We start from the raw sequence: 18,190 nt of genomic DNA on the forward strand, positions 1-18,190 counted from the left end.
CGCGGCAGCGACCAGCCCTTGTAAGGGTTGGGAGTTTCCGGGGTCTGGTCGTTGATCACCAGCAGTACCGGCAGGTCCAGTTGATGGCTGATTTGCGCCGGGTGCTTGAAGCGCCGGTCAAAGAACTCTTTGACGTACACCAGGGCAATGGCCAGCAGCAGGCCGGTGAGCATGCCGAACGGCACGATCAGCAGCGGCCTGGGAAACGCCGGCTCCGCAGGCTCATACGGCGCGCTGAGGATCCGCGCGTTGGACAGACCGTTGAGCAGGTCGGCCCCACGCGACTCTTCGTAGCGCTGGGTGTAGGTAAAGTAGGCCTTGTGCAGGGCGTCGATCTCGGTGTCGAGCTGGCGCGCCTTGCTCTGGGTCTCTTGCAACTGGTGCACGCGGCCTTTGAAGTCAGCGATGCGCTGGGTCTTCTGGGCGATCACGTTCTGCACCACGGCCAGGTCCTTTTCACGCTCCTTGATGCGGTTGGCGACGATCTTGAGGAACTGCTGGCGGGTCTTGGCGATCTGTTCGCGCTGCAGCAGCATCTGCTCGCTGCCAGGCTGGAACACCGCCAGGTCGCTGACGTAGGTCAGCACCAGGGTGGTCAGCTGTTCACCGAGCTGCTTGATCTCGCGGTCCTCGAACGCCACGTTGTCGACCGTGGTGGTGAAGGTGTAGGGGAAGGCGAAATCGCGCATGCCAGCGTTGCCGGCCGCGGCCAGGCTGGTTTTCAGGTACTCCAGCCACTGCTGGCTTTGCAGCAGGCGGTCGCGGTACAGGTTCAGCGCCTGTTCTTCGGTGTTGATGGCGTTGAGGCGGAAGGTGATTTCTTCTTTGGGGTCCGAGGAGCCGATGCTCTCGAGCATCCCCAAGCGCCTGCCTTCGAGGTTATCCATGCGCACCTGGTACTGCAGTTTCTTCTGCTCGTAGAACTGCTCGGGCAGCTCGTTGGACTGCAGGTTCTGGCGGTTGTGCAGGTAGTTGTCGAGCAGGCGGCTGACGAACAGCGTACCCAGTTTCGGATCGGGGAAGCTGTAGGTCACCGAGACCACGTTGGAGCCCGGCAGGGTTTCGATTTTCAGGTCCTCGATGGCGTCATCGGTCAGGGTGTCGAGCTCGGTGTCGCGCACCGGGTCGACTTCCAGGCCGAACAGCGAGCGTAGCGGGTTGACCACGTACTCGCGCAGCGGGTTGGTAATGATGTTGCGGATCGGCCCGAGCACCATCCGTTGCATCAGGCTTGGCGGGACCTCGTACTTGCCCTCGGCGCGCAGCTGGCTGATGGTTTCGCGGATCAGGGTTGGCGAGCGCAGGATGTTGCTCTCGGTTTCCATGTCGGCCAGCGACGGTGGGATGAACTTGTCGGTCTCCTGGGCCAGGGCGGTGTTGGTATCGCTCTGGGACAGTTTTTTCGACTGCACGATCACTTGCGCCGTAATGTCGAAGCTCTGTTTGAGCACCAGCGGCAACAGCAAGGCGATCACTGCGAAGACCAGGAACACACGTTTGACCAACTGGCGGTTGGCAAAGAAGATCCTGAAGAATTCATGCAGGTAGTTTTCTTTTGTATTCATGCTCGGATACCCGCCTGGGATTAGTTGTTGTCGCTTTCTTTGTTGTCAACGCGATAACCGAAGCTGAAACCGACCCCCTGGAACAGCACCACGTCAGCCAGTTGCCGGGCCAGGTCGCCGGCGCTGGCGAGCTTGGTCTTGGGCACATAGAGCATGTCGTCCGGCTGCAGGTAGGCGACTTGCGCCGCGCTGGCATCCAGGGCCTCGTCGACGTTGTAGGGCACGGCCTGCACCTGGTTGCCGTTGCGGCGCATGATCACCACCGAATCGAGCCGCGCCTTGACGTTCGGGCCTCGGGCCAGGGTCAGGGCTTCGAGCACTGACACCGGGCGGCGGATCGGGTAGGCGCCGGGCTGGCCGACTTCACCCAATACGTAGATTTCGTTGACGGCGGTGGACTTGAGCATCACGTCCACGGTCATCCGCCCCGGCAGGTCGGCATAGCGCTTGTTCAGGTAGGTCTGCAGCTGGGTGACGGTCATGCCCTGCAGCGGTACCGAGCCGATTTCCGGGAAGCTGGCCTGGCCGTCGCTGCCCACGGTGATCTCGCGGCTCATGCCGGTGGCGGGGTGGCTGAGGGCGCTTTTCAGCTGCTGCTCGTTGGTCAGCGGGCTGATCACCTGCACGGTGACGTTGTCACGCCCCGGCTGGAACAGGTGCTTGTTGCGGTAGGCCTGCTGGATGGTCCGCCGCGCTTCATCCGGGGTTTGCCCGGCGATGTTCACCGAGGTGTTGGCCCGTGGCAGCTCGATGGTGCCGTCCGGCAGCACCAGCTGGTTGCCGTTGAGCGAGCTGGCCGCCGGGAACTGCAGGCCCACGGTGTCACCGGGCTGGATGCGGTACGCCGCCGAACCGCTGGTACTGATGTGGAAGATCACATCGAGCACGTCCTGCGGGCGTAGCACCTGCTCGCTGCGCGGCAGTTCGGCATCCTGGGCGTTGGCCGGGTTGGCGGTCATGATCTGGACCGGCATCTGCCGGGTGTCTTGATTGGCGCAGCCGGCCAGGGTCAGCAGGCACAGCGCGAACGTCGTGTATTTCATGTGAGGCTCCTGGGCTGCTGGCCTAAAGGTTGTTGTACAGCCACTTGGGCATGTAGTACTTGCGCCGGTTGAACACGCTGCCGATCAACCTGGCGCCGGCTTGGGTCAGGCGCTGGGCGGTGGCCTGGGCCACTTCCCAGCGGGTGTCTTCGGCGCACACCACCAGGATCACGCCGTCGACCAGGGTGCCGATGATCAGGCTGTCGGCACTGGCGTAAACGGCCTCGCCGTCGATCACCACGAAGCGGTAGTGCTCACTCATGTGCTTGAGCAGCACACGCAGCAGATCGGGGTTGAGCCGCTCCTTGCCGCGCTTGTAGGTGCCGGCCGGCAGTAGGTCGAACGGCTGGTCGGACAGGCGCACGATGCAGTCCTGCATCAGCGGCGGGGTGTCCTGGTCAAACATCAGGTCGCTGAAGCCGCGCAGTTTATGCAGGGCCAGTTGCTGGCTGAGGTTGTTGCTGCTTGGGCTGCTGTCGACCAGCAACACCGGGCCGCCACTCATCAACGCCAACTGGCTGGCGAAGGCCAGGGCGCTGGTGCTGGTGCCGCTGCCGGTGTTGGCAGCGGTGAGCAGCAGGATGCGCTGGTCTTCGTCGAGCACCGTGGAGGTCAGGTTGGTTTCGCTCGGGGTGGCGATCGTCAGACTTCTTGAAGTAGAACCGTCCATTCAACTTGCTCCGTGGCCGCTGAAGACTTTGAAGGGAGTCTTGAGGAGGATCTTCAGATCCAGCATCAAGCTCTGTTCGTTGATGTAGCTCAGGTCCAGTTCGACTCGCTGGTCGAAGTCTATGTCGCTGCGTCCGGAGATCTGCCACAGGCCGGTCATGCCGGGGTGGATGCTCAGGCGAGCGAGGTGGTTGTCTTTGTAGCGATAGGCGTTGAACGAGGTGGGGCGCGGGCCGACCAGGCGCATGTCACCGCGCACCACGTTGAACAGGTTGGGCAACTCGTCCAGGCTGCTGCGCCGCAGCCACTGGCCGATCGGGGTGACGCGCGGGTCCTTGTCGATCTTGAAATCGATGGCATCGGCGCCGTGCTTGTTCAGGTGGCGCACCGAATCCTTCAGGGCTTCGGCATTGGCGACCATAGTGCGGAACTTGTACATGCCGAATGCACGGCCGCGGTAGCCGGTACGCTTCTGCACGAAGAACACCGGGCCGGGGCTGCTGAACTTGACCAGCACGGCCAGCGCCAGCAGCAACGGCGAAATCAACAGGAGGATGCACAGGGCGCCAAAACAGGCGACCACCCGGTTGGTGCGCGACAGGGTCCAGGGACGCCCGCCCGCGCGGCCGGTCATCCAGCCACGGCCTTGCATGTGAATCGCCGCGTCGATGCGCTGGCGATGCGCGGGGTCCATGCGCTTGTCTTGATACAGTGCCTGCAGTTGCGCACTTTTAGGTTGGCCTGTCATACCGCCCTCCGCTGATGCACGGGCGCCTGCCCGTTTGCCCGCGCTACGTCCTGGTCAGGTCGCGGGTAGTACTGATGAAACCAGGCAATAAAACGCCCGAGCCCTTCATCCAGAGAAACCTGGGGGGTGAAACCGGTGACCTGCTCCAGCGTGCTGACATCGGCACAGGTGGCTAGCACATCGCCCGGTTGCAAGGGCAGCAGCTCGACCTCGGCCTTGCGCTGCAGGTGTTTTTCCAGCAGCGCCACGTAGTCGCTGAGTTCCACCGGGCGCTGGCCGCCGATATTGAACAAGCGCCATGGCGCCGGGCTGCTGGCCGGGTCCGGATGCTCGCGGTCCCAGGCCGGGTTGGCTTGTGGCGCCAGCGGGATCAGGCGCACCAGGCTTTCGACGATGTCGTCGATGTAGGTGAAGTCGCGCTGGTGCTGGCCGTAGTTGAACAGCTGGAGCGGTCGGCCCTCGGCAATCGCCCGGGCGAACTGGATCGGCGACATGTCCGGGCGGCCCCAGGGGCCGTACACGGTAAAGAAACGCAGGCCGCTGGCGGGGATGCCGAACAGGTGGCTGTAGCTGTGGGCCATGGCCTCGTTGGCCTTCTTGGTCGCGGCATACAACGACAGCGGATGGTCGACGGCATCCTCGACCCGGTACGGGATGTGTTGGTTGGCGCCGTACACCGAGCTCGACGAGGCATACAGCAGGTGCTGCACCGGATGGTGGCGGCAGCCTTCGAGAATGTTCAGGAAACCGCTGAGGTTGCTGTCGATGTAGGCCCTTGGGTTTTCCAGCGAGTAGCGCACACCGGCCTGGGCCGCCAGGTGAATCACCACCTCGGGTTGCTCGCTGGCGAACAGTTCGGCCATGCCGACGGTATCGTTCAGGTCAAGGCGCTGCAGGGTAAACGCGCCGGCTTCGGCTTCGACCCAGCGCACCCGCGCTTCTTTGAGCGCCGGGTCGTAGTAGTCGTTGAAGTTGTCCAGGCCGATCACTTGATGGCCATCGCGCAACAGCCGCAGGCTGCAGTGAGCACCAATGAAACCGGCGGCGCCGGTGACCAGGATCTTCATGGCGCCGGTACCTCGGGCTGGACCTGGCGCAGGCCGATGCCGCTGTAGCTCAGGCCGAAGGTGGCGACCTGCTCGGGGTTGTACAGGTTGCGTCCGTCAACGATCAGGCGGCTGCGCAGCTTCTTGGCCAGCAGGGCGAAGTCGACCACGCGAAAATTCTTCCACTCAGTGCAGATCACCAGGGCGTCGGCGTCTTCCAGGGTGTCGTCGCGGGTGGCGCACAGTTGCAGGTCTTTGCGGTAGCCATAGAGGCGCCGGCATTCGGCCATGGCTTCCGGGTCGAAGGCGCACACGGTAGCGCCTTCGGCCCACAGCGCTTCCATCAGGTAGCGGCTGGGCGCTTCGCGCATGTCGTCGGTGTTGGGCTTGAAGGCCAGGCCCCAGACGGCGATCGACTTTCCGGCCAGGCTGCCGGGGAAACGCTGCTTGAGCTTGGCGAAGAGGATCTGCCGTTGGGCGTCGTTGACGTCGCTGACACTCTGCAGCAAGCGCAGGGGCATACCGCTGCGTTCGGCAGTGTGCAGCAGGGCGCGCAGGTCCTTGGGGAAGCACGAGCCGCCAAAGCCGCAACCGGGGTAGATGAAGTGGTAGCCGATGCGTGGGTCGGAGCCGATGCCCTTGCGCACGGCTTCGATATCGGCGCCCAGGTGCTCGGTGAGGTTGGCCAGTTCGTTCATGAAGCTGATGCGCGTGGCGAGCATGGCGTTGGCCGCGTACTTGGTCAGCTCGGCGCTGCGGTTGTCCATGAACATGAGCTTTTCATGGTTGCGGCAGAAGGGCGCGTAGAGTTCGGCGAGCTGGTCGTGGGCCTGGTCATCGGCAGTACCGACGATGATCCGGTCCGGGCGCATGCAGTCGGCCAGCGCGCTGCCCTCTTTAAGGAACTCGGGGTTGGACACCACCCGCACCTTGAGCGCGCCCTTGCCCAGGCGCTGCAGTTCTTCGCGGGCCAGGGCGGTGACCTTGTCGGCGGTGCCGACCGGTACGGTGGACTTGATGATCAGGGTGCGGTCGGCCTCCATCAGCCCGGCGATTTGCCGGGTCACCCCCAACACATGGGAGAGGTCGGCCGAGCCGTCTTCATCCGGCGGCGTGCCGACGGCGATGAAGATCAGTTCGGCGTGGCTGACGGCGTCACTGGCTTGCGTGCTGAACAGCAGGCGGCCTTCCTTGATGTTCTCTTCGAGCATGCTCGAGAGGCCGGGTTCGCTGATGGGCGGTACGCCTTGGCGCAGTTGATCGATCTTGTGGGTATCGACATCGACGGATAAAACCCGGTGTCCCACATCTGCAAGGGCTGCAGCTTGTACAAGACCGACATAGCCGGTGCCAAACACACTCACGTCCATGTCGGCGCGCCTCGTATGGAGTAAGGAGGATGAAACAGTGGTGTGATTTCGGTATAGCCCACCCGTGGAAAACTGTGTCAATCAAATGGCATGTTTCGTCGAATTTACAGTCGTCGCGATTTGGACTTTTTGCGATCAAGCTGTTCTAAATCCGAGGGTTAGCATTGCTAAGCACTGGCCAATTGCCGCATCGCAAAACGATGAACGGTCGAAAGCCGTGATAAACAAGGTGTTCATGCATGCAGTTGCTACGCGAATGCAACGTTTTCGCGTTTTTGAATTGTCAGAATTGACGCTGCCAAGTTTGGTCAGAAAATTGACGTTGTTCCGGTTTGCGCTTTGGGGGAGCGCTGCTAACGTGTCAATGTCCACGGCAATTTCAAGGTTTCCAGGTGAGGACGAGATGCACAGATACTTCAAGGAACTGCTGCTCGCGCTCTACCTGCTGAGCAACTACCCCTATTACCTGGAACGCTTTGAGGCCATCGGCCTGAACCCGGCATTGCTGCTGTATGCCGGCGTGCTGGTGCTGCTGGTGCTGGCCTTGCTGCTGAGCGCGAACATTCGTCAGGGCTGGTTACGCTGGGGCTTTGCAGGGGTGTTCAGCGCCAGCGCGGTGTTCTTCGATGCCTACACGCGCATTACCGCCGACTACCTGACCTACAGCGGCTTTATCTCGATGGTCTATTCCGGTGGTTTTATCGGTGAGGCCATAGAGCAGTACCACAGCGTAATCCTCCGCGTGTTGGGCAGCTCGCTGCTGTTGCTGTTGGGCCTGGGGCTCAAGCCACGGCACAGCGTGCCTGGGCCCGGGGCACTGCCATGGGTGGCGCCGCTGCTAGGCATCGCCTTGCTTACCGCGATTCTGTTCGTGCGCGCCGGCGAGGGTGCGCGCGGTTTGCCGATCATGTACACGCCGCTGGCGTATTCCAACCTGATGCTCTACGAGTCGCTGCACGACAGCGTCGGCCCCCGTGAACCGGTGACCCTGGCGCGCAGCGGCCCGGCCCTGGCCCGTGACATTGTGCTGATCATCGACGAAAGCGTCTCCGGCAATTACCTGGACCTGAACACCGCCCATGGCGTACGCAGCCAGCTCAACCAGGCCCGCCCCGGGGTCAGTATCTTCAACTATGGCTACGCCGCCTCGATTGCCAATTGCAGCTCCGACACCAACGTCACCCTGCGCTATGGCGGCACCCGCGACGACTACCTGCGCATCAACTCGACCTTGCCGTCGATCTGGCAATACGCCAAGGTCGCAGGGCTTGGCACCGTGTACATCGATGCCCAGCGCACGGGCGGCAACCTGCAGAACCTGATGAATGCGGCGGAAAAACGCGATATCGACCAGTTCATCCAGTTCGACAGCACCCCGGTGCGTGACCGCGACATGGCCGCCGTGGCCAAGCTCGGTGAGCTGCTGGGCGACGGCAAGCCGCAGCTGATCGTGATCAACAAGGTCGGCGTGCACTTCCCTGTGCACGACAAATACCCCGACGACTTCTTGACCTACCGCCCGGCCTTGCCGCGCGGGCAGTACACCGACATCACCGACACCGGCCGGCGCGATGGTTTCTCCGGCCAGCCCGAAGACTGGGTGCTGTACCGCAACTCGTACATGAACAGCCTGTTGTGGAATGTCGGCGAGTTCTTCAATCGCTTGTTTGCCAACGCCGACCTCAGCCAGGCGGTACTCATCTATACCTCCGACCACGGCCAGGACCTGCACGAGCGCGGCAACCCCGGCCTGAATACGCACTGCGACAGCAACCCGGTAGAAGAAGAGGGCCTGGTGCCGCTGGTGGTGATCCAGGGCCAGGGCTTGCAGACCCTCGACTGGCAAGCGCACCTGGCGAGCAACAAGGATCGTTCCAGCCACTACAACATCTTCCCCACCTTGCTGCAGTTGCTCGGTTACGATCCGGCCGGCATCGCCCCCATCTACGGGCGTTCGCTGGTGGTACCAACGAAGGACGACTTCAGCTTCAATACCCGCTTCAATGCACGCCTGGGGGCCAAACCGGTGTTCAGGCGTATCGATCTGAGCCAGGTGGTCGTGCCCCAGGGCGGTCCGGTAGCGACCCAGGCGCAGATGCCGGTCGGCCAGGCCGACTGATCGGCCACAGGTTTACACCGGGGGGTGCAGGGCTCTGAAACCTTCGGCTTCTTCCACCAGCCAGTCATGCACCGCGCGTGCCCCTGGATGCGCCAGGCCACCGGGCGGGTACAACAGCACATAGCGCTTGTGGTTGGCGATCGGCAGGCCGAACGGCACGATCAACGTACCGCGCTCCAGCTCGTCGTTGAGCAGGGTGCGCCGGGCAATCGCCACGCCGATGCCGGCAATCGCCGCCTCAATGGTCAGGTGGTTGCGGTTGAACGTGTGCCCACGGCGCACATCCAGGCCGCTGGCGCCAATCCCTTCCAGATAGAACTCCCACTCGGCGTACTCCGAACTGCCACGCCAGGCGGTGATGTCGTGCAGCAGCGGATAGTGCGCCAGGTCCGCCGGGCCGTGCAGCGGTGGGCGGCCGCGCAGCAGGGAGGGGGCGCAGACCGGGAAGATCTGCTCGTCGAGCAAGGGCGTTGAGTGCATGCCCGGGTAGCTGCCGTCGTTGAGGTCGATGGCCAGGTCGAAGTCGCCTTCATGCAGGGCCTGGCTGCTGTCTTCGGCCACCAGGCGCAGCTGGATGTCCGGGTAGCGTTGCTGCAAGCGCGGCAGGCGCGGGGTCAGCCATTTGGCCAGGAACGACGGGATTGAACGCAGGCGCAGGGTGCCGCGGATTTCGCCGGCATCCAGGCGGCGCAGCTCGGCATCGATGCTGCCATAGGCTTCGCTGACGGTTTGTGCCAGGCGCTGGCCCTCGGCGGTCAGCTCCACGCCGCGCGCGCGGCGCAGGAACAGGCGAAAGCCCAGGCGCTCCTCCAGCTGGCGAATCTGCTGGCTGACCGCGCCGGGGGTGATGTGCAGTTCTTCGGCGCAGCGGGTGAACGATAAGTGCCGCGCCGCACAGGCAAACACATGCAGCCAAACGTACATCTGGCCATTCATTTGTCGCTTCATTGTTTAGCTCTGCTAAAGGCTTGCTTAGAAAGTTTCGTTGGTCAAGACGGCAGTGACCGGGCAGTATCGCGCAACTTCGCGACACCCATCAATTTTTTAACAGCGCCGTTGCGTGACATGGAATGTTACCTCGGTCAGGCATTAGCATGGCTATCAGTGTTTTCGACCTTTTCAAAATTGGCATCGGGCCGTCCAGCTCCCACACCGTAGGGCCCATGCGTGCAGCGGCAACCTTTGCCCGGGCGCTGCGTGAGCACGGTGTGCTGGAACAGGTGAACCGGGTCGAGGTGCGCCTGTACGGTTCATTGTCGGCCACCGGCGTCGGCCACGCCACCGACCGGGCCTGCCTGCTCGGGCTGATGGGCGAATGGCCCGACCAGATCGACCCGCAGAGCATCGAGCCGCTGATCGCGCAATTGCAGCAGAGCCAGGTACTGATGCTCGACGGCCGCCGGGCGATCCCGTTCGACTGCGCTACCGACCTGCTGCTGCTCGACGAAAGCCTGCCGTATCACCCCAACGCCATGACCCTGGAAGCCAGCGGTGCCAGCGGCTCGTTGCTGCAGCAAACCTATTACTCGGTCGGTGGCGGTTTTATCGTCGAGGCGGCGCAAGTGGGCGAGGCGGGCAACAGTGCCGAGCAGGTGCAGTTGCCCTATGACTTCGACAGCGCCGCCGAGCTGCTGGCGCTGTGCAAGCAGCACCAACTGCGGGTCAGCCAGGTGATGATGGCCAACGAGTTGGCCTGGCGTGAAGAGGCCGAGGTGCGCAGCGGCCTGCTGAAATTGTGGGCGGCCATGCGCGAGTGCGTCGACAACGGCCTGCGCAACGAGGGTGTCTTGCCCGGCGGGCTCAAGGTCAAGCGCCGCGCCGCCAAGCTGCACCGCAGCCTGCAGGAACTGGGCAAGCCCAACGTGATCGGCTCGACCCTGAGCGCCATGGAGTGGGTCAACCTGTTCGCCCTGGCCGTCAACGAAGAGAACGCCGCCGGCGGGCGCATGGTCACCGCGCCCACCAATGGCGCGGCGGGGATCATCCCGGCGGTGCTGCATTACTACATGAAGTTCAACCCCGATGCCTGCGACAACGACGTGGTCGACTTCCTGCTCAGCGCCGCCGCCGTGGGCATCCTGTGCAAGAAGAACGCGTCGATCTCCGGGGCCGAGGTGGGTTGCCAGGGCGAGGTCGGTTCGGCCTGCGCGATGGCTGCTGCCGGCCTTGCCGAAGTGCTCGGGGCAACGCCGATGCAACTGGAAAACGCCGCCGAGATCGCCCTGGAACACAACCTCGGGCTGACCTGCGACCCGGTTGGCGGCCTGGTCCAGGTGCCGTGCATCGAGCGCAATGCGATTGCTGCGGTGAAGGCCATCAACGCCGTGCAGATGGCCTTGCGTGGCGATGGCGAGCACTTCATCTCCCTCGACCGGGTGATTCGCACCATGCGCGACACCGGCGCCGACATGCATGCCAACTACAAGGAGACTTCGCGCGGCGGCCTGGCGGTCGCGTTCGTCGAGTGTTGATCCCATCGCGGGTCAAGCCCGCTCCTACATGTGGGAGCGGGCTTGACCCGCGATAGCTGCACCCCTGTTCCAAAGATATTCATACGCAACAAAAACAACTACAAGGCAATATCGATGACTGATTTAAATAGCACCACGACCGTTCGTGTGGACTCGGCCGCGCCTGCGCAAAGCCGTGCCTGGAGCCGTCACGACACCACCTGGGTTCTGGGCCTGTATGGCACCGCCATCGGCGCCGGCACCCTGTTCCTGCCGATCAACGCCGGGGTAGGGGGCTTCTGGCCGCTGCTGGTGTTGGCGGTACTGGCCTTCCCGATGACCTTCTATGCCCACCGTGGCCTGACCCGCTTCGTGCTTTCGGGCAAGCGCGGCGCCAGTGAAGACATCACCGAAGTGGTCGAAGAACACTTCGGCGTCGGGGCCGGCAAGCTGATCACCCTGCTGTACTTCTTCGCCATCTTCCCGATCCTGCTGGTGTACAGCGTTGCCCTGACCAACACCCTGGGCAACTTCATGGAACACCAACTGCATGTGACCCCGCCACCGCGGGCGCTGCTGGCCCTGTTGCTGATCTGCGGGTTGATGATCGTGGTGCGCAGCGGCCAGGGCATCATCGTCAAGGTCATGAGCCTGCTGGTCTATCCGTTCGTTGCCGCGCTGTTGCTGCTGGCTCTGAGCCTGATCCCCAACTGGAACGGCGCCTTCTTCGCCCAGGCCAGCGAAGGCATGCCCCTGGACCTGTTCTTCAAGACCTTGTGGCTGGCCATCCCGGTGATGGTGTTCTCCTTCAACCACTCGCCGATCATCTCGGCCTTTGCCGTTGACCAGAAGCACCGCTACGGCGAACAGGCCGACGCCAAGAGCGGCAAGATCCTCGCCAGTGCCCACGTGATGATGGTGCTGACGGTGATGTTCTTCTGCTTCAGCTGCGTGTTGGCCCTGAGCCCGGCGGATCTTGCCGCAGCCAAGCAACAGAACATCTCGATCCTGTCGTACCTGGCCAACCACTTCCAGACCCCGGTGATCGCCTTCGTGGCGCCGTTGATTGCCCTGGTGGCAATCACCAAGTCGTTCCTCGGCCACTACATCGGTGCCAGCGAAGGCTTCCAGGGCATGATCGTGAAAAGCCTGCGCAGCCGCGGCAAGCAAGTCTCGGCCAAGCGCCTGGAGCAAATGACCGCGCTGTTCATGGTCATTACCTGCTGGGCCGTGGCGACCCTGAACCCGAGCATCCTCGGCATGATCGAGAACCTCGGCGGGCCGATCATCGCCTGCCTGCTGTTCCTGATGCCGATGTACGCCATCCACAAGGTGCCGGCGCTGCGCAAATACTCGGGCAAGGCCTCGAATGTGTTTGTAGTACTGATCGGCTTGATTACCCTGTCGGCGATCCTGTACTCGTTCTTCGCTTGACCCGAGCACCAAGCGCCGGGTTACTTGAGCACCACCCGGCGCTTGGTCAGCTCACCATCCTCGCCACTGGGCCAGTGCAGCTCCACCAGCACTTCGGTCTGCTGGCCATCCAGTGACGGGCGCACGCTGAGCAGGGCGAAGTTCTTAGCGCCGGCCATGGCGTACCAGCGCTCGCAGACCATGTTGGCAATGCCCGGCATCTCGCCACCGCCGCTGATGGCCATCTTCAGCATGTCCGGCGCCGGTAGGCGCGAGATGGCGCTGGAGGTGACCTGGAACACCTTGGCCGCCGGGTATTGCTTGTGCAACAGGCGAAACACCGCCGCGCAGTGCACGTCGCCACTGAGAAACACCACCGGCTTGGCACTCTTGCCCAACGCCGCATACACCTGATCGAGCAGTACCTTGCGTTCGGCCAGGTTGCTCTTGTGGTCCCACTCATCCATGCAGTCATCCTTCAGCGAGCCGAAATCGGCGCCGTTGGTGACCGCGTTCTTCCAGTGCATCACCGGCACCGGCGAGACAATGAACACCGCCTTGGCGCTCTGCACCACGGCACTGTTCAACCAGTCCTTGAAGCGCTTCATTTGCGCGCTGCCGAGGATCTTGTGCGGGTCGTTGGCCTCGATATCGTGATGGCCGCGCATGTCCAGCACATAGAAGGCCGAGCCGCCTTGCTCGAAGGCGTAGTCCCAGTGGCAGTCGTCGGGCTTGTCGAGGTTGATCGAGGTCACAGGGTTGTGGCTGTGCTCGTATTCATAATAAGCGCGGCAGGCGGCGCGCCACATGAGGTCGACGAGCATCTGGTTGGTGGGGCCGTTGCTGGTGCTTTCAAACAGCAGCGAGATGCGTTTTTGCCGCTCCTTGTTGGTCAGCGAGCCCCAACCGTCCATGATCTCGTGATCGTCCCAGATCATGTACTGCGGGAACTGCTCGTACACCTCGCGCAGGGTGGGGATGTTCCAGTACACCCGGTAGTACCAGCGGTAGATGTTCAGCAGGTACTGCTCGATGCCGGGTTTGTCGTAGCTGTTGCCTTTCTTGTAGTGGGCCAGCAGGGCCTGCTTGTTTTCTTTCAGCCATTCCCAGATATCCAGGAAGCCGTTTTTCTTGTTGGTGTCGACGTACATCTGGTCGCCACCGCCGATGACGAACTGCGCGCGCTGGTCGATCAGTTGCTGGTGCAGCAGCGGCCAGGCGCCGGCACTGCCGTCGGCGCTGATCGGGTCGTGGCAGCTGTAGAAGCCGAAGGTCAGGGTTTCGGGATTGATCGCCGGGGTGATGAAGTTTTTCGGCGAGTCGGCGCCGATTTCGGTGCGCCGACGGATGATCAGGTGGTCGGTTTCGCTGCTGATCAGGGCATAGTAATAGGTGCTTTGCGCCTTCAGGCCAGTCACTGCAAAGACACCGGTGAGGTCGCTGTCGAAGCTGAATTTTTGCGCCTGGACGAACACCGGCTTGATCTTGTGTTTTTTCAGGAAATCGGCCACGGGCAGCTCATCCAGGCGCTGCAGGTCGCCGCTCAACGGCGTGGTGGTGACCACCAGCACCCACTCGCCGGGCATGTACACGCGAAACCACAAGCGTACGCTGGTTGGCGTGATCGCACCGATGATCGCGGCGCTGGCCAGCTTGGCGTATTTGCTTTCATTGGAGGTGGGGTCCAGGAGCTGGGACATGGTCGATTTCCTTATCAGGTCAAGTTGTTGTCCCGGCAAGTAAAGCGGATTGGCCTGGTTCTGCCATTGTGCGTCGTTCTGCGCGCAGGACGCTGTAGTTCAACCGCGCGACTGGCGGCGGCGGGTCTTGGGCGCTAGGGTAGGCGGGTGTACCCATCTCCGATTAAGGAAGCTCATGAGCGCATCAACCGTTTACGCCGACCTTGGCGATGTTCCGTATCAGGTAAGCCTGGCTGCCGGTGCCCAGCAGTGGCTGGCTGATGAGGGCCGCGAGCTGGGCGGCCACGACAGCGGTCCCAATCCGCATCAATTGCTGCTGTCGGCCCTTGGCGCCTGCACCGCAATCACCTTGTCGATGTATGCAAAACGCAAGGAGTGGCCGTTGCACCATGTGCATGTGCAGCTGGACATCGTCAGTGAGGTGAAAAGCCCTGAAGTGCGCACCGAGATCAAGCGTGTGATCGAACTGCACGGTGATCTCGATGCGGCCCAGCGCGAGCGCCTGCTGGGCGTGGCCAATGCCTGTCCGGTGCACAAGCTGCTCAGCGGCAGCATCGTCATCGACAGTGAACTGAGCGACTAGCGTGATTCGCTCTTGAGCTTGGCGAAGCTTTTGCGCAGGTCGCTGGCCCAGCCGTCCAGCACTGGCTTGACGTTCTCCAGGGCCAGCTTGGAGGTGTTGTTTTCCAAGGCCTCGCCGGTGCCTTTGCGTACCACCTGAGCGATCACCTTGTTGTTGCCACCGTCGAGGAAGGCTGCCTCGGTGGCGATGTCCACTTCCTGGTCGCGGCCACCGGCGGCAGTGTTGACGGCGGCGGCCACCAGGGCGATGGGGATCACTTCGTAGGGCTTGAGGCCTTCGGTCTTGGTCGACACGGCGGTGATCGCCGGGCGCACCACCAGCACACCCGGGCCCGGACCCTGAGCCAAGGGCAGCTCGGCACCCAGTTCACGCTTGAGCGCGGTGTTGTAGTACTGGGTGATCTGCCCCAGGGTCTGCGGCGATATCGCCGCAGTGGGCTGGGGCTTGGGGTAGAACTGGCTGGGCTCGATATACACCTTGGTGAAGCGCGCGGCTTTCACCTGCGGGTCGATCCAGCGCATCACCGGCTGGCCGGAGATGCTTTCGGCGGGCTTGAGGCGGCTATAGTCCTTGAGAAACCCGGAATACTGGCTGGGGTCGACCCGGGAGCTGGCGCAACCGGCCAATACGATAAGGGCGGAGCAGAGCAGGGTGGAGCGCAAGGTGGGTTTCATCGACTTTCGTATCCTTGGCAATGACCGCACGGGGCAGGGGATTGATCGCCTGAACAACGCTAGCAGCTCTTGGCCAGGTCGCCAGCGATCGAGCGCAAAGCGCTCGTAAAGGATAGGTCTATGCAATACTTGTCGGTCCTTACCCACCTCAGGACCCCGCAATGGACTTGCCCCGCCGCCTGCGCAGCAAACAGCTGAAACTCCACGCCCCGGAACTGACCTTTGCCGCGCAACTGCAGGCTGTGCTCAACGCCAACTACGGCTTCCACCGTGAATTTTTGCCCTGGGCCCGCGACGACTGGACCCTGGAGCAGGCGCGGCAAAGCCTGCTCCAGGCCCGGCAGAACTGGGCAGCGCCCCAGGGCGAAAAACGCTACTACCTGTTCCTGGCCAGCGGCGAACTGATCGGCTGCCTGGGCGTGCGCCCGGATGCCCAGGGCAAGGTCGGCTTGGGCTACTGGATCGCCGAGGTCCATGCCCGGCAGGGCTTGATGACCGAGGCGCTGGAAACACTGCTGCCGGTGCTGGAAGGCTCGCTGCTGTGGCTGACCACGTCGCCGGCGAATGTGGCTTGCCAGCGGCTGGCGGAGAGGTTGGGGTTCCGGCGGGTGGCTGCGGCGAGTGGGGCGAATGCGCGGTTGCGGTATGAGTTGAGGTGCTGATTCAAAGTCGGCGTTGCCTGGGTTTACGAGCGCTTCGCACTCGATCGCTGGCAAGGCCAGCTCCCACAAGTTCAGCGTTACGCCGGCCACTGTGGGAGCTGGCTTGCCAGCGATGAGGCCGGCAAAGCGCTAGCCAATCTCAGGTCCTAGGACCTATCCTAACCATTACGCTCTATGGTGGCTGTGCGCGGGAGGGCTTCGGCCCTGCCGGGTTCCTAACTTACCGGTTCGCCAACCCGCGTACAGCTGCCACCCATTTGTTTGGCGACGAAAGCGTGGCGGCTCCACAAGTTAGGAGTTGACCATGAAAAAGCTCGTCCCCGATCCCCCAAGCCTGCACCTCGCTGAAACCGTCGAAACCCCTGTCAACAGTTGCCCGGAGCACCCACCCTTGTTCAGCGTGTGCGCAGGTGTCAGCGCCGAAGACGCGCTGGTGCATGCCTTGCTGTACCTCAAGAGCGCCAGCGCCACTATTGGCCAGGCGGTGCAGCACTGCAGTGAGGAAGGACGAGGGTTTGTCTGCTCGGCCCAGCAATCGGTGGAGCTGGCCAGGGCGCTGGTGGATGCGTTGTTGGACGGGATTGAGTTGAGGGTGCTGAAAGACTGACTCGGTGTCGCCTGAATTTACGAGCGCTGCGCACTCGATCGCTGGCAAGCCAGCTCCCACAGGGTCAGCATGTGGGAGCCGGACTTGCCGGCGATGGGCTGCAAGGCAGCCCCGGGAGCGTCAATCCTTGACCAGTGCCCGCAACGCCGCTTTCGCCTCTGGCGTGTGCAGCCGCTCGATAAACAGCAAGCCTTCACGTTGAACAGTGACCTCCAGCTCCTGCCGATGGGCATCCTTGAGCAAGCGCTTGCTGATCCGTAGCGCATCCTGGGGCAAGGCCTGCAGGCGCTGGGCCAGTTTGCGTGCGGCCGCCAGGCACTGTTCGCCATCCTCATGCAGTTCATTGGCCAGGCCCCACTCGACGGCCTGTTCGCCCGTGAGCAGCTCATTGCACAGCAACAGTCGCGCCGCCCGCGCATGGCCGAGCAGCCGTGGCAGCAACAGGCTGGAACCAAATTCCGGGCACAAGCCCAACGGCACGAACGGCAGGCGCAGTTTGGCCGAGCGGCTGACCAGCACCTGGTCGCAGTGCAGCAGCAGGGTGGTGCCGATGCCGATGGCCGGCCCCGCCACCGCAGCGATCAGCGGTTTGTCCAGGGCCATGATCACCCGCATCAGGCGAAACACCGGGCTGTCCATGGCAGTGGGCGGGTTGTCGAGAAAATCCTTCAGGTCGTTGCCGGCGCAAAAGCACTGTGGGCCACCGGTGAGCAGGATCACCTCGACCTGCGCATCCTCGGCCGCTGCCCGCAACTGATCGCCCAACCGCGTGTACATGGCCGTGTTCAGCGCATTGAGCTTATCTGGGCGGTTGAGGGTCAGGGTCAGCAGGCCCTGGTGCAGTTCGCGTGTGATCAACTCGTTCATGGCGTGCCTGTGTTGTTGTAGGTATCAGAACGTCGGCGGGGTGATCACCCAGATCACCACCGCATCCACCTCGCCAGGGTTGCCGTAACGGTGCGGCTCCTGGCTGGAAAAACTGAAGCTGTCGCCTTCGCTCAGCTGAAAATGCCGCTCGCCGACCCACAGCTCGAAACTGCCGGACAGCAGGTAGCCGGCTTCTTCGCCATCATGGCTATAGCTTTGCTGGCTGTAGGTGCCCGGTGGGAAGCGCGAGTGAAGAATCTCTAGTTGGCGGTTGGGTTGCGGGGTGAGCAACTGGTCGACGATGCCGTCTTCGTAATGCACGCTCAGGCGGCTGTTCTTGCGTACCACGTAACCGTTGTCTTCCGGGGCGGTGCTGGCTTCGCTGGCGAAGAACCACTGGATGGTCACGCCCAGGCTGCGGGCGATGTTGAACAGCGCCGGGATCGACGGGTAGGAGAGGTTGCGCTCCAGCTGGCTGATGTAGCCGGCGGTGAGCTCGCTCTGTTCGGCAAGCTCGGCCAGGGTCATGCCGCGGCGCTTGCGCAGGCCGCGGATGCGGGTGCCGAGAAAATGCGGGGCGCTGGCACCTTCCTGGCTGGCGGCGGGCGGCGTCTTGCTGCTGTTGCTCATGGCGTGCTCCGAACCGCACTGTCAAAGCCCCGGAGTATAAACAG

General features: G+C 62.9%; 17 protein-coding genes. 6 read left to right on the plus strand and 11 right to left on the minus strand.

All coding sequences use genetic code 11. From position 1 onward, the window contains the following. The 6 genes from UW3_RS27750 to UW3_RS0125515 form a co-directional block, all read right to left on the minus strand. A partial coding sequence (locus tag UW3_RS27750; RefSeq protein WP_010226850.1) for a GumC family protein occupies positions 1-1,565 on the minus strand: 1,565 nt, incomplete at its 3' end. Positions 1,566-1,585: 20 nt separating this feature from the next. Next, the gene (locus tag UW3_RS0125495) at positions 1,586-2,608 is read right to left on the minus strand and encodes a polysaccharide biosynthesis/export family protein (protein WP_010226851.1); all 1,023 of its coding nucleotides are present in this window, start codon (positions 2,606-2,608) and stop codon (positions 1,586-1,588) included. A 22-nt stretch (positions 2,609-2,630) separates the two neighbouring features. Continuing rightward, positions 2,631-3,278, minus strand: a complete 648-nt coding sequence (locus UW3_RS0125500) for a CpsD/CapB family tyrosine-protein kinase (RefSeq protein WP_010226852.1) — start codon at positions 3,276-3,278, stop codon at positions 2,631-2,633. Continuing rightward, positions 3,279-4,025, minus strand: a complete 747-nt coding sequence (locus UW3_RS0125505; RefSeq protein ID WP_010226854.1) for a sugar transferase — start codon at positions 4,023-4,025, stop codon at positions 3,279-3,281. It lies immediately after the preceding gene. Then, entirely contained in the window at positions 4,022-5,092 is a 1,071-nt protein-coding gene (locus tag UW3_RS0125510) for an NAD-dependent epimerase (RefSeq protein ID WP_010226857.1), read from the minus strand. Before UW3_RS0125510 ends, UW3_RS0125505 begins: the two co-directional genes overlap by 4 nt. Then, positions 5,089-6,441 (minus strand): UDP-glucose dehydrogenase family protein, encoded by a 1,353-nt coding sequence (locus UW3_RS0125515; RefSeq protein ID WP_010226860.1) that lies wholly within the window; start codon positions 6,439-6,441, stop codon positions 5,089-5,091. Before UW3_RS0125515 ends, UW3_RS0125510 begins: the two co-directional genes overlap by 4 nt. A gap of 403 nt (positions 6,442-6,844) precedes the next feature. Here UW3_RS0125515 and UW3_RS0125520 point away from each other — a divergent pair, with 403 nt between their 5' ends. After that, a complete protein-coding gene (locus tag UW3_RS0125520) occupies positions 6,845-8,560 on the plus strand; it encodes a sulfatase-like hydrolase/transferase (protein ID WP_010226861.1) in 1,716 nt (571 codons plus the stop codon). 12 nt (positions 8,561-8,572) lie between these two features. Here the strand turns inward: UW3_RS0125520 and UW3_RS0125525 are convergent, their stop codons facing one another. Continuing rightward, entirely contained in the window at positions 8,573-9,508 is a 936-nt protein-coding gene (locus tag UW3_RS0125525) for a LysR substrate-binding domain-containing protein (RefSeq protein ID WP_026001544.1), read from the minus strand. 146 nt (positions 9,509-9,654) lie between these two features. Here UW3_RS0125525 and UW3_RS0125530 point away from each other — a divergent pair, with 146 nt between their 5' ends. Both UW3_RS0125530 and UW3_RS0125535 read left to right on the plus strand, forming a co-directional pair. Further along, positions 9,655-11,031 carry an L-serine ammonia-lyase gene (locus UW3_RS0125530; RefSeq protein WP_010226863.1) on the plus strand — a complete coding sequence of 459 codons (1,377 nt, stop codon included), beginning with the start codon at positions 9,655-9,657 and terminating at the stop codon, positions 11,029-11,031. Positions 11,032-11,145: 114 nt separating this feature from the next. Continuing rightward, positions 11,146-12,444, plus strand: a complete 1,299-nt coding sequence (locus UW3_RS0125535; protein ID WP_026001545.1) for a serine/threonine transporter — start codon at positions 11,146-11,148, stop codon at positions 12,442-12,444. Between the two features lie 20 nt (positions 12,445-12,464). Here the strand turns inward: UW3_RS0125535 and UW3_RS0125540 are convergent, their stop codons facing one another. Beyond that, positions 12,465-14,123 carry an alkaline phosphatase D family protein gene (locus UW3_RS0125540; RefSeq protein WP_010226865.1) on the minus strand — a complete coding sequence of 553 codons (1,659 nt, stop codon included), beginning with the start codon at positions 14,121-14,123 and terminating at the stop codon, positions 12,465-12,467. Between the two features lie 175 nt (positions 14,124-14,298). Here UW3_RS0125540 and UW3_RS0125545 point away from each other — a divergent pair, with 175 nt between their 5' ends. Continuing rightward, complete coding sequence (locus tag UW3_RS0125545; protein ID WP_010226866.1) at positions 14,299-14,706, plus strand: OsmC family protein; 408 nt, start codon at positions 14,299-14,301, stop codon at positions 14,704-14,706. On the opposite strand, the gene UW3_RS0125550 is transcribed toward UW3_RS0125545, so the two are convergent. Then, positions 14,703-15,380 (minus strand): DUF3313 domain-containing protein, encoded by a 678-nt coding sequence (locus tag UW3_RS0125550; protein ID WP_010226867.1) that lies wholly within the window; start codon positions 15,378-15,380, stop codon positions 14,703-14,705. The two genes, UW3_RS0125545 and UW3_RS0125550, sit on opposite strands and share 4 nt — an antisense overlap. 161 nt (positions 15,381-15,541) lie before the next feature. Between UW3_RS0125550 and UW3_RS27755 the strand changes: the two genes are divergently transcribed. Together UW3_RS27755 and UW3_RS0125560 are read left to right on the plus strand one after the other, a co-directional pair. Continuing rightward, complete coding sequence (locus UW3_RS27755; protein ID WP_010226868.1) at positions 15,542-16,042, plus strand: GNAT family N-acetyltransferase; 501 nt, start codon at positions 15,542-15,544, stop codon at positions 16,040-16,042. A gap of 304 nt (positions 16,043-16,346) precedes the next feature. Beyond that, positions 16,347-16,649, plus strand: a complete 303-nt coding sequence (locus UW3_RS0125560) for a DUF6124 family protein (protein ID WP_010226869.1) — start codon at positions 16,347-16,349, stop codon at positions 16,647-16,649. Positions 16,650-16,769: 120 nt separating this feature from the next. On the opposite strand, the gene UW3_RS0125565 is transcribed toward UW3_RS0125560, so the two are convergent. Together UW3_RS0125565 and UW3_RS0125570 are read right to left on the minus strand one after the other, a co-directional pair. After that, positions 16,770-17,516 (minus strand): enoyl-CoA hydratase, encoded by a 747-nt coding sequence (locus UW3_RS0125565; protein ID WP_010226870.1) that lies wholly within the window; start codon positions 17,514-17,516, stop codon positions 16,770-16,772. A gap of 24 nt (positions 17,517-17,540) precedes the next feature. After that, positions 17,541-18,146, minus strand: coding sequence for a helix-turn-helix domain-containing protein (locus UW3_RS0125570; RefSeq protein WP_010226871.1), 606 nt, complete (start codon positions 18,144-18,146; stop codon positions 17,541-17,543). Positions 18,147-18,190: the final 44 nt, after the last annotated feature.

The sequence above is a fragment of the Pseudomonas donghuensis genome (genome assembly GCF_000259195.1).
Taxonomy (GTDB): Bacteria; Pseudomonadota; Gammaproteobacteria; order Pseudomonadales; family Pseudomonadaceae; genus Aquipseudomonas; species Aquipseudomonas donghuensis.

Bases quoted from the DNA above. Each gene is read 5' to 3' on its own strand.
- UW3_RS0125495 (WP_010226851.1), bottom strand. From the start codon at position 2,608: ATGAAATACACGACGTTCGCGCTGTGCCTGCTGACCCTGGCCGGCTGC.
- UW3_RS0125500 (WP_010226852.1), bottom strand. From the start codon at position 3,278: ATGGACGGTTCTACTTCAAGAAGTCTGACGATCGCCACCCCGAGCGAA.
- UW3_RS0125505 (WP_010226854.1), bottom strand. From the start codon at position 4,025: ATGACAGGCCAACCTAAAAGTGCGCAACTGCAGGCACTGTATCAAGAC.
- UW3_RS0125510 (WP_010226857.1), bottom strand. From the start codon at position 5,092: ATGAAGATCCTGGTCACCGGCGCCGCCGGTTTCATTGGTGCTCACTGC.
- UW3_RS0125515 (WP_010226860.1), bottom strand. From the start codon at position 6,441: ATGGACGTGAGTGTGTTTGGCACCGGCTATGTCGGTCTTGTACAAGCT.
- UW3_RS0125520 (WP_010226861.1), top strand. From the start codon at position 6,845: ATGCACAGATACTTCAAGGAACTGCTGCTCGCGCTCTACCTGCTGAGC.
- UW3_RS0125525 (WP_026001544.1), bottom strand. From the start codon at position 9,508: ATGAAGCGACAAATGAATGGCCAGATGTACGTTTGGCTGCATGTGTTT.
- UW3_RS0125530 (WP_010226863.1), top strand. From the start codon at position 9,655: ATGGCTATCAGTGTTTTCGACCTTTTCAAAATTGGCATCGGGCCGTCC.
- UW3_RS0125535 (WP_026001545.1), top strand. From the start codon at position 11,146: ATGACTGATTTAAATAGCACCACGACCGTTCGTGTGGACTCGGCCGCG.
- UW3_RS0125540 (WP_010226865.1), bottom strand. From the start codon at position 14,123: ATGTCCCAGCTCCTGGACCCCACCTCCAATGAAAGCAAATACGCCAAG.
- UW3_RS0125545 (WP_010226866.1), top strand. From the start codon at position 14,299: ATGAGCGCATCAACCGTTTACGCCGACCTTGGCGATGTTCCGTATCAG.
- UW3_RS0125550 (WP_010226867.1), bottom strand. From the start codon at position 15,380: ATGAAACCCACCTTGCGCTCCACCCTGCTCTGCTCCGCCCTTATCGTA.
- UW3_RS27755 (WP_010226868.1), top strand. From the start codon at position 15,542: ATGGACTTGCCCCGCCGCCTGCGCAGCAAACAGCTGAAACTCCACGCC.
- UW3_RS0125560 (WP_010226869.1), top strand. From the start codon at position 16,347: ATGAAAAAGCTCGTCCCCGATCCCCCAAGCCTGCACCTCGCTGAAACC.
- UW3_RS0125565 (WP_010226870.1), bottom strand. From the start codon at position 17,516: ATGAACGAGTTGATCACACGCGAACTGCACCAGGGCCTGCTGACCCTG.
- UW3_RS0125570 (WP_010226871.1), bottom strand. From the start codon at position 18,146: ATGAGCAACAGCAGCAAGACGCCGCCCGCCGCCAGCCAGGAAGGTGCC.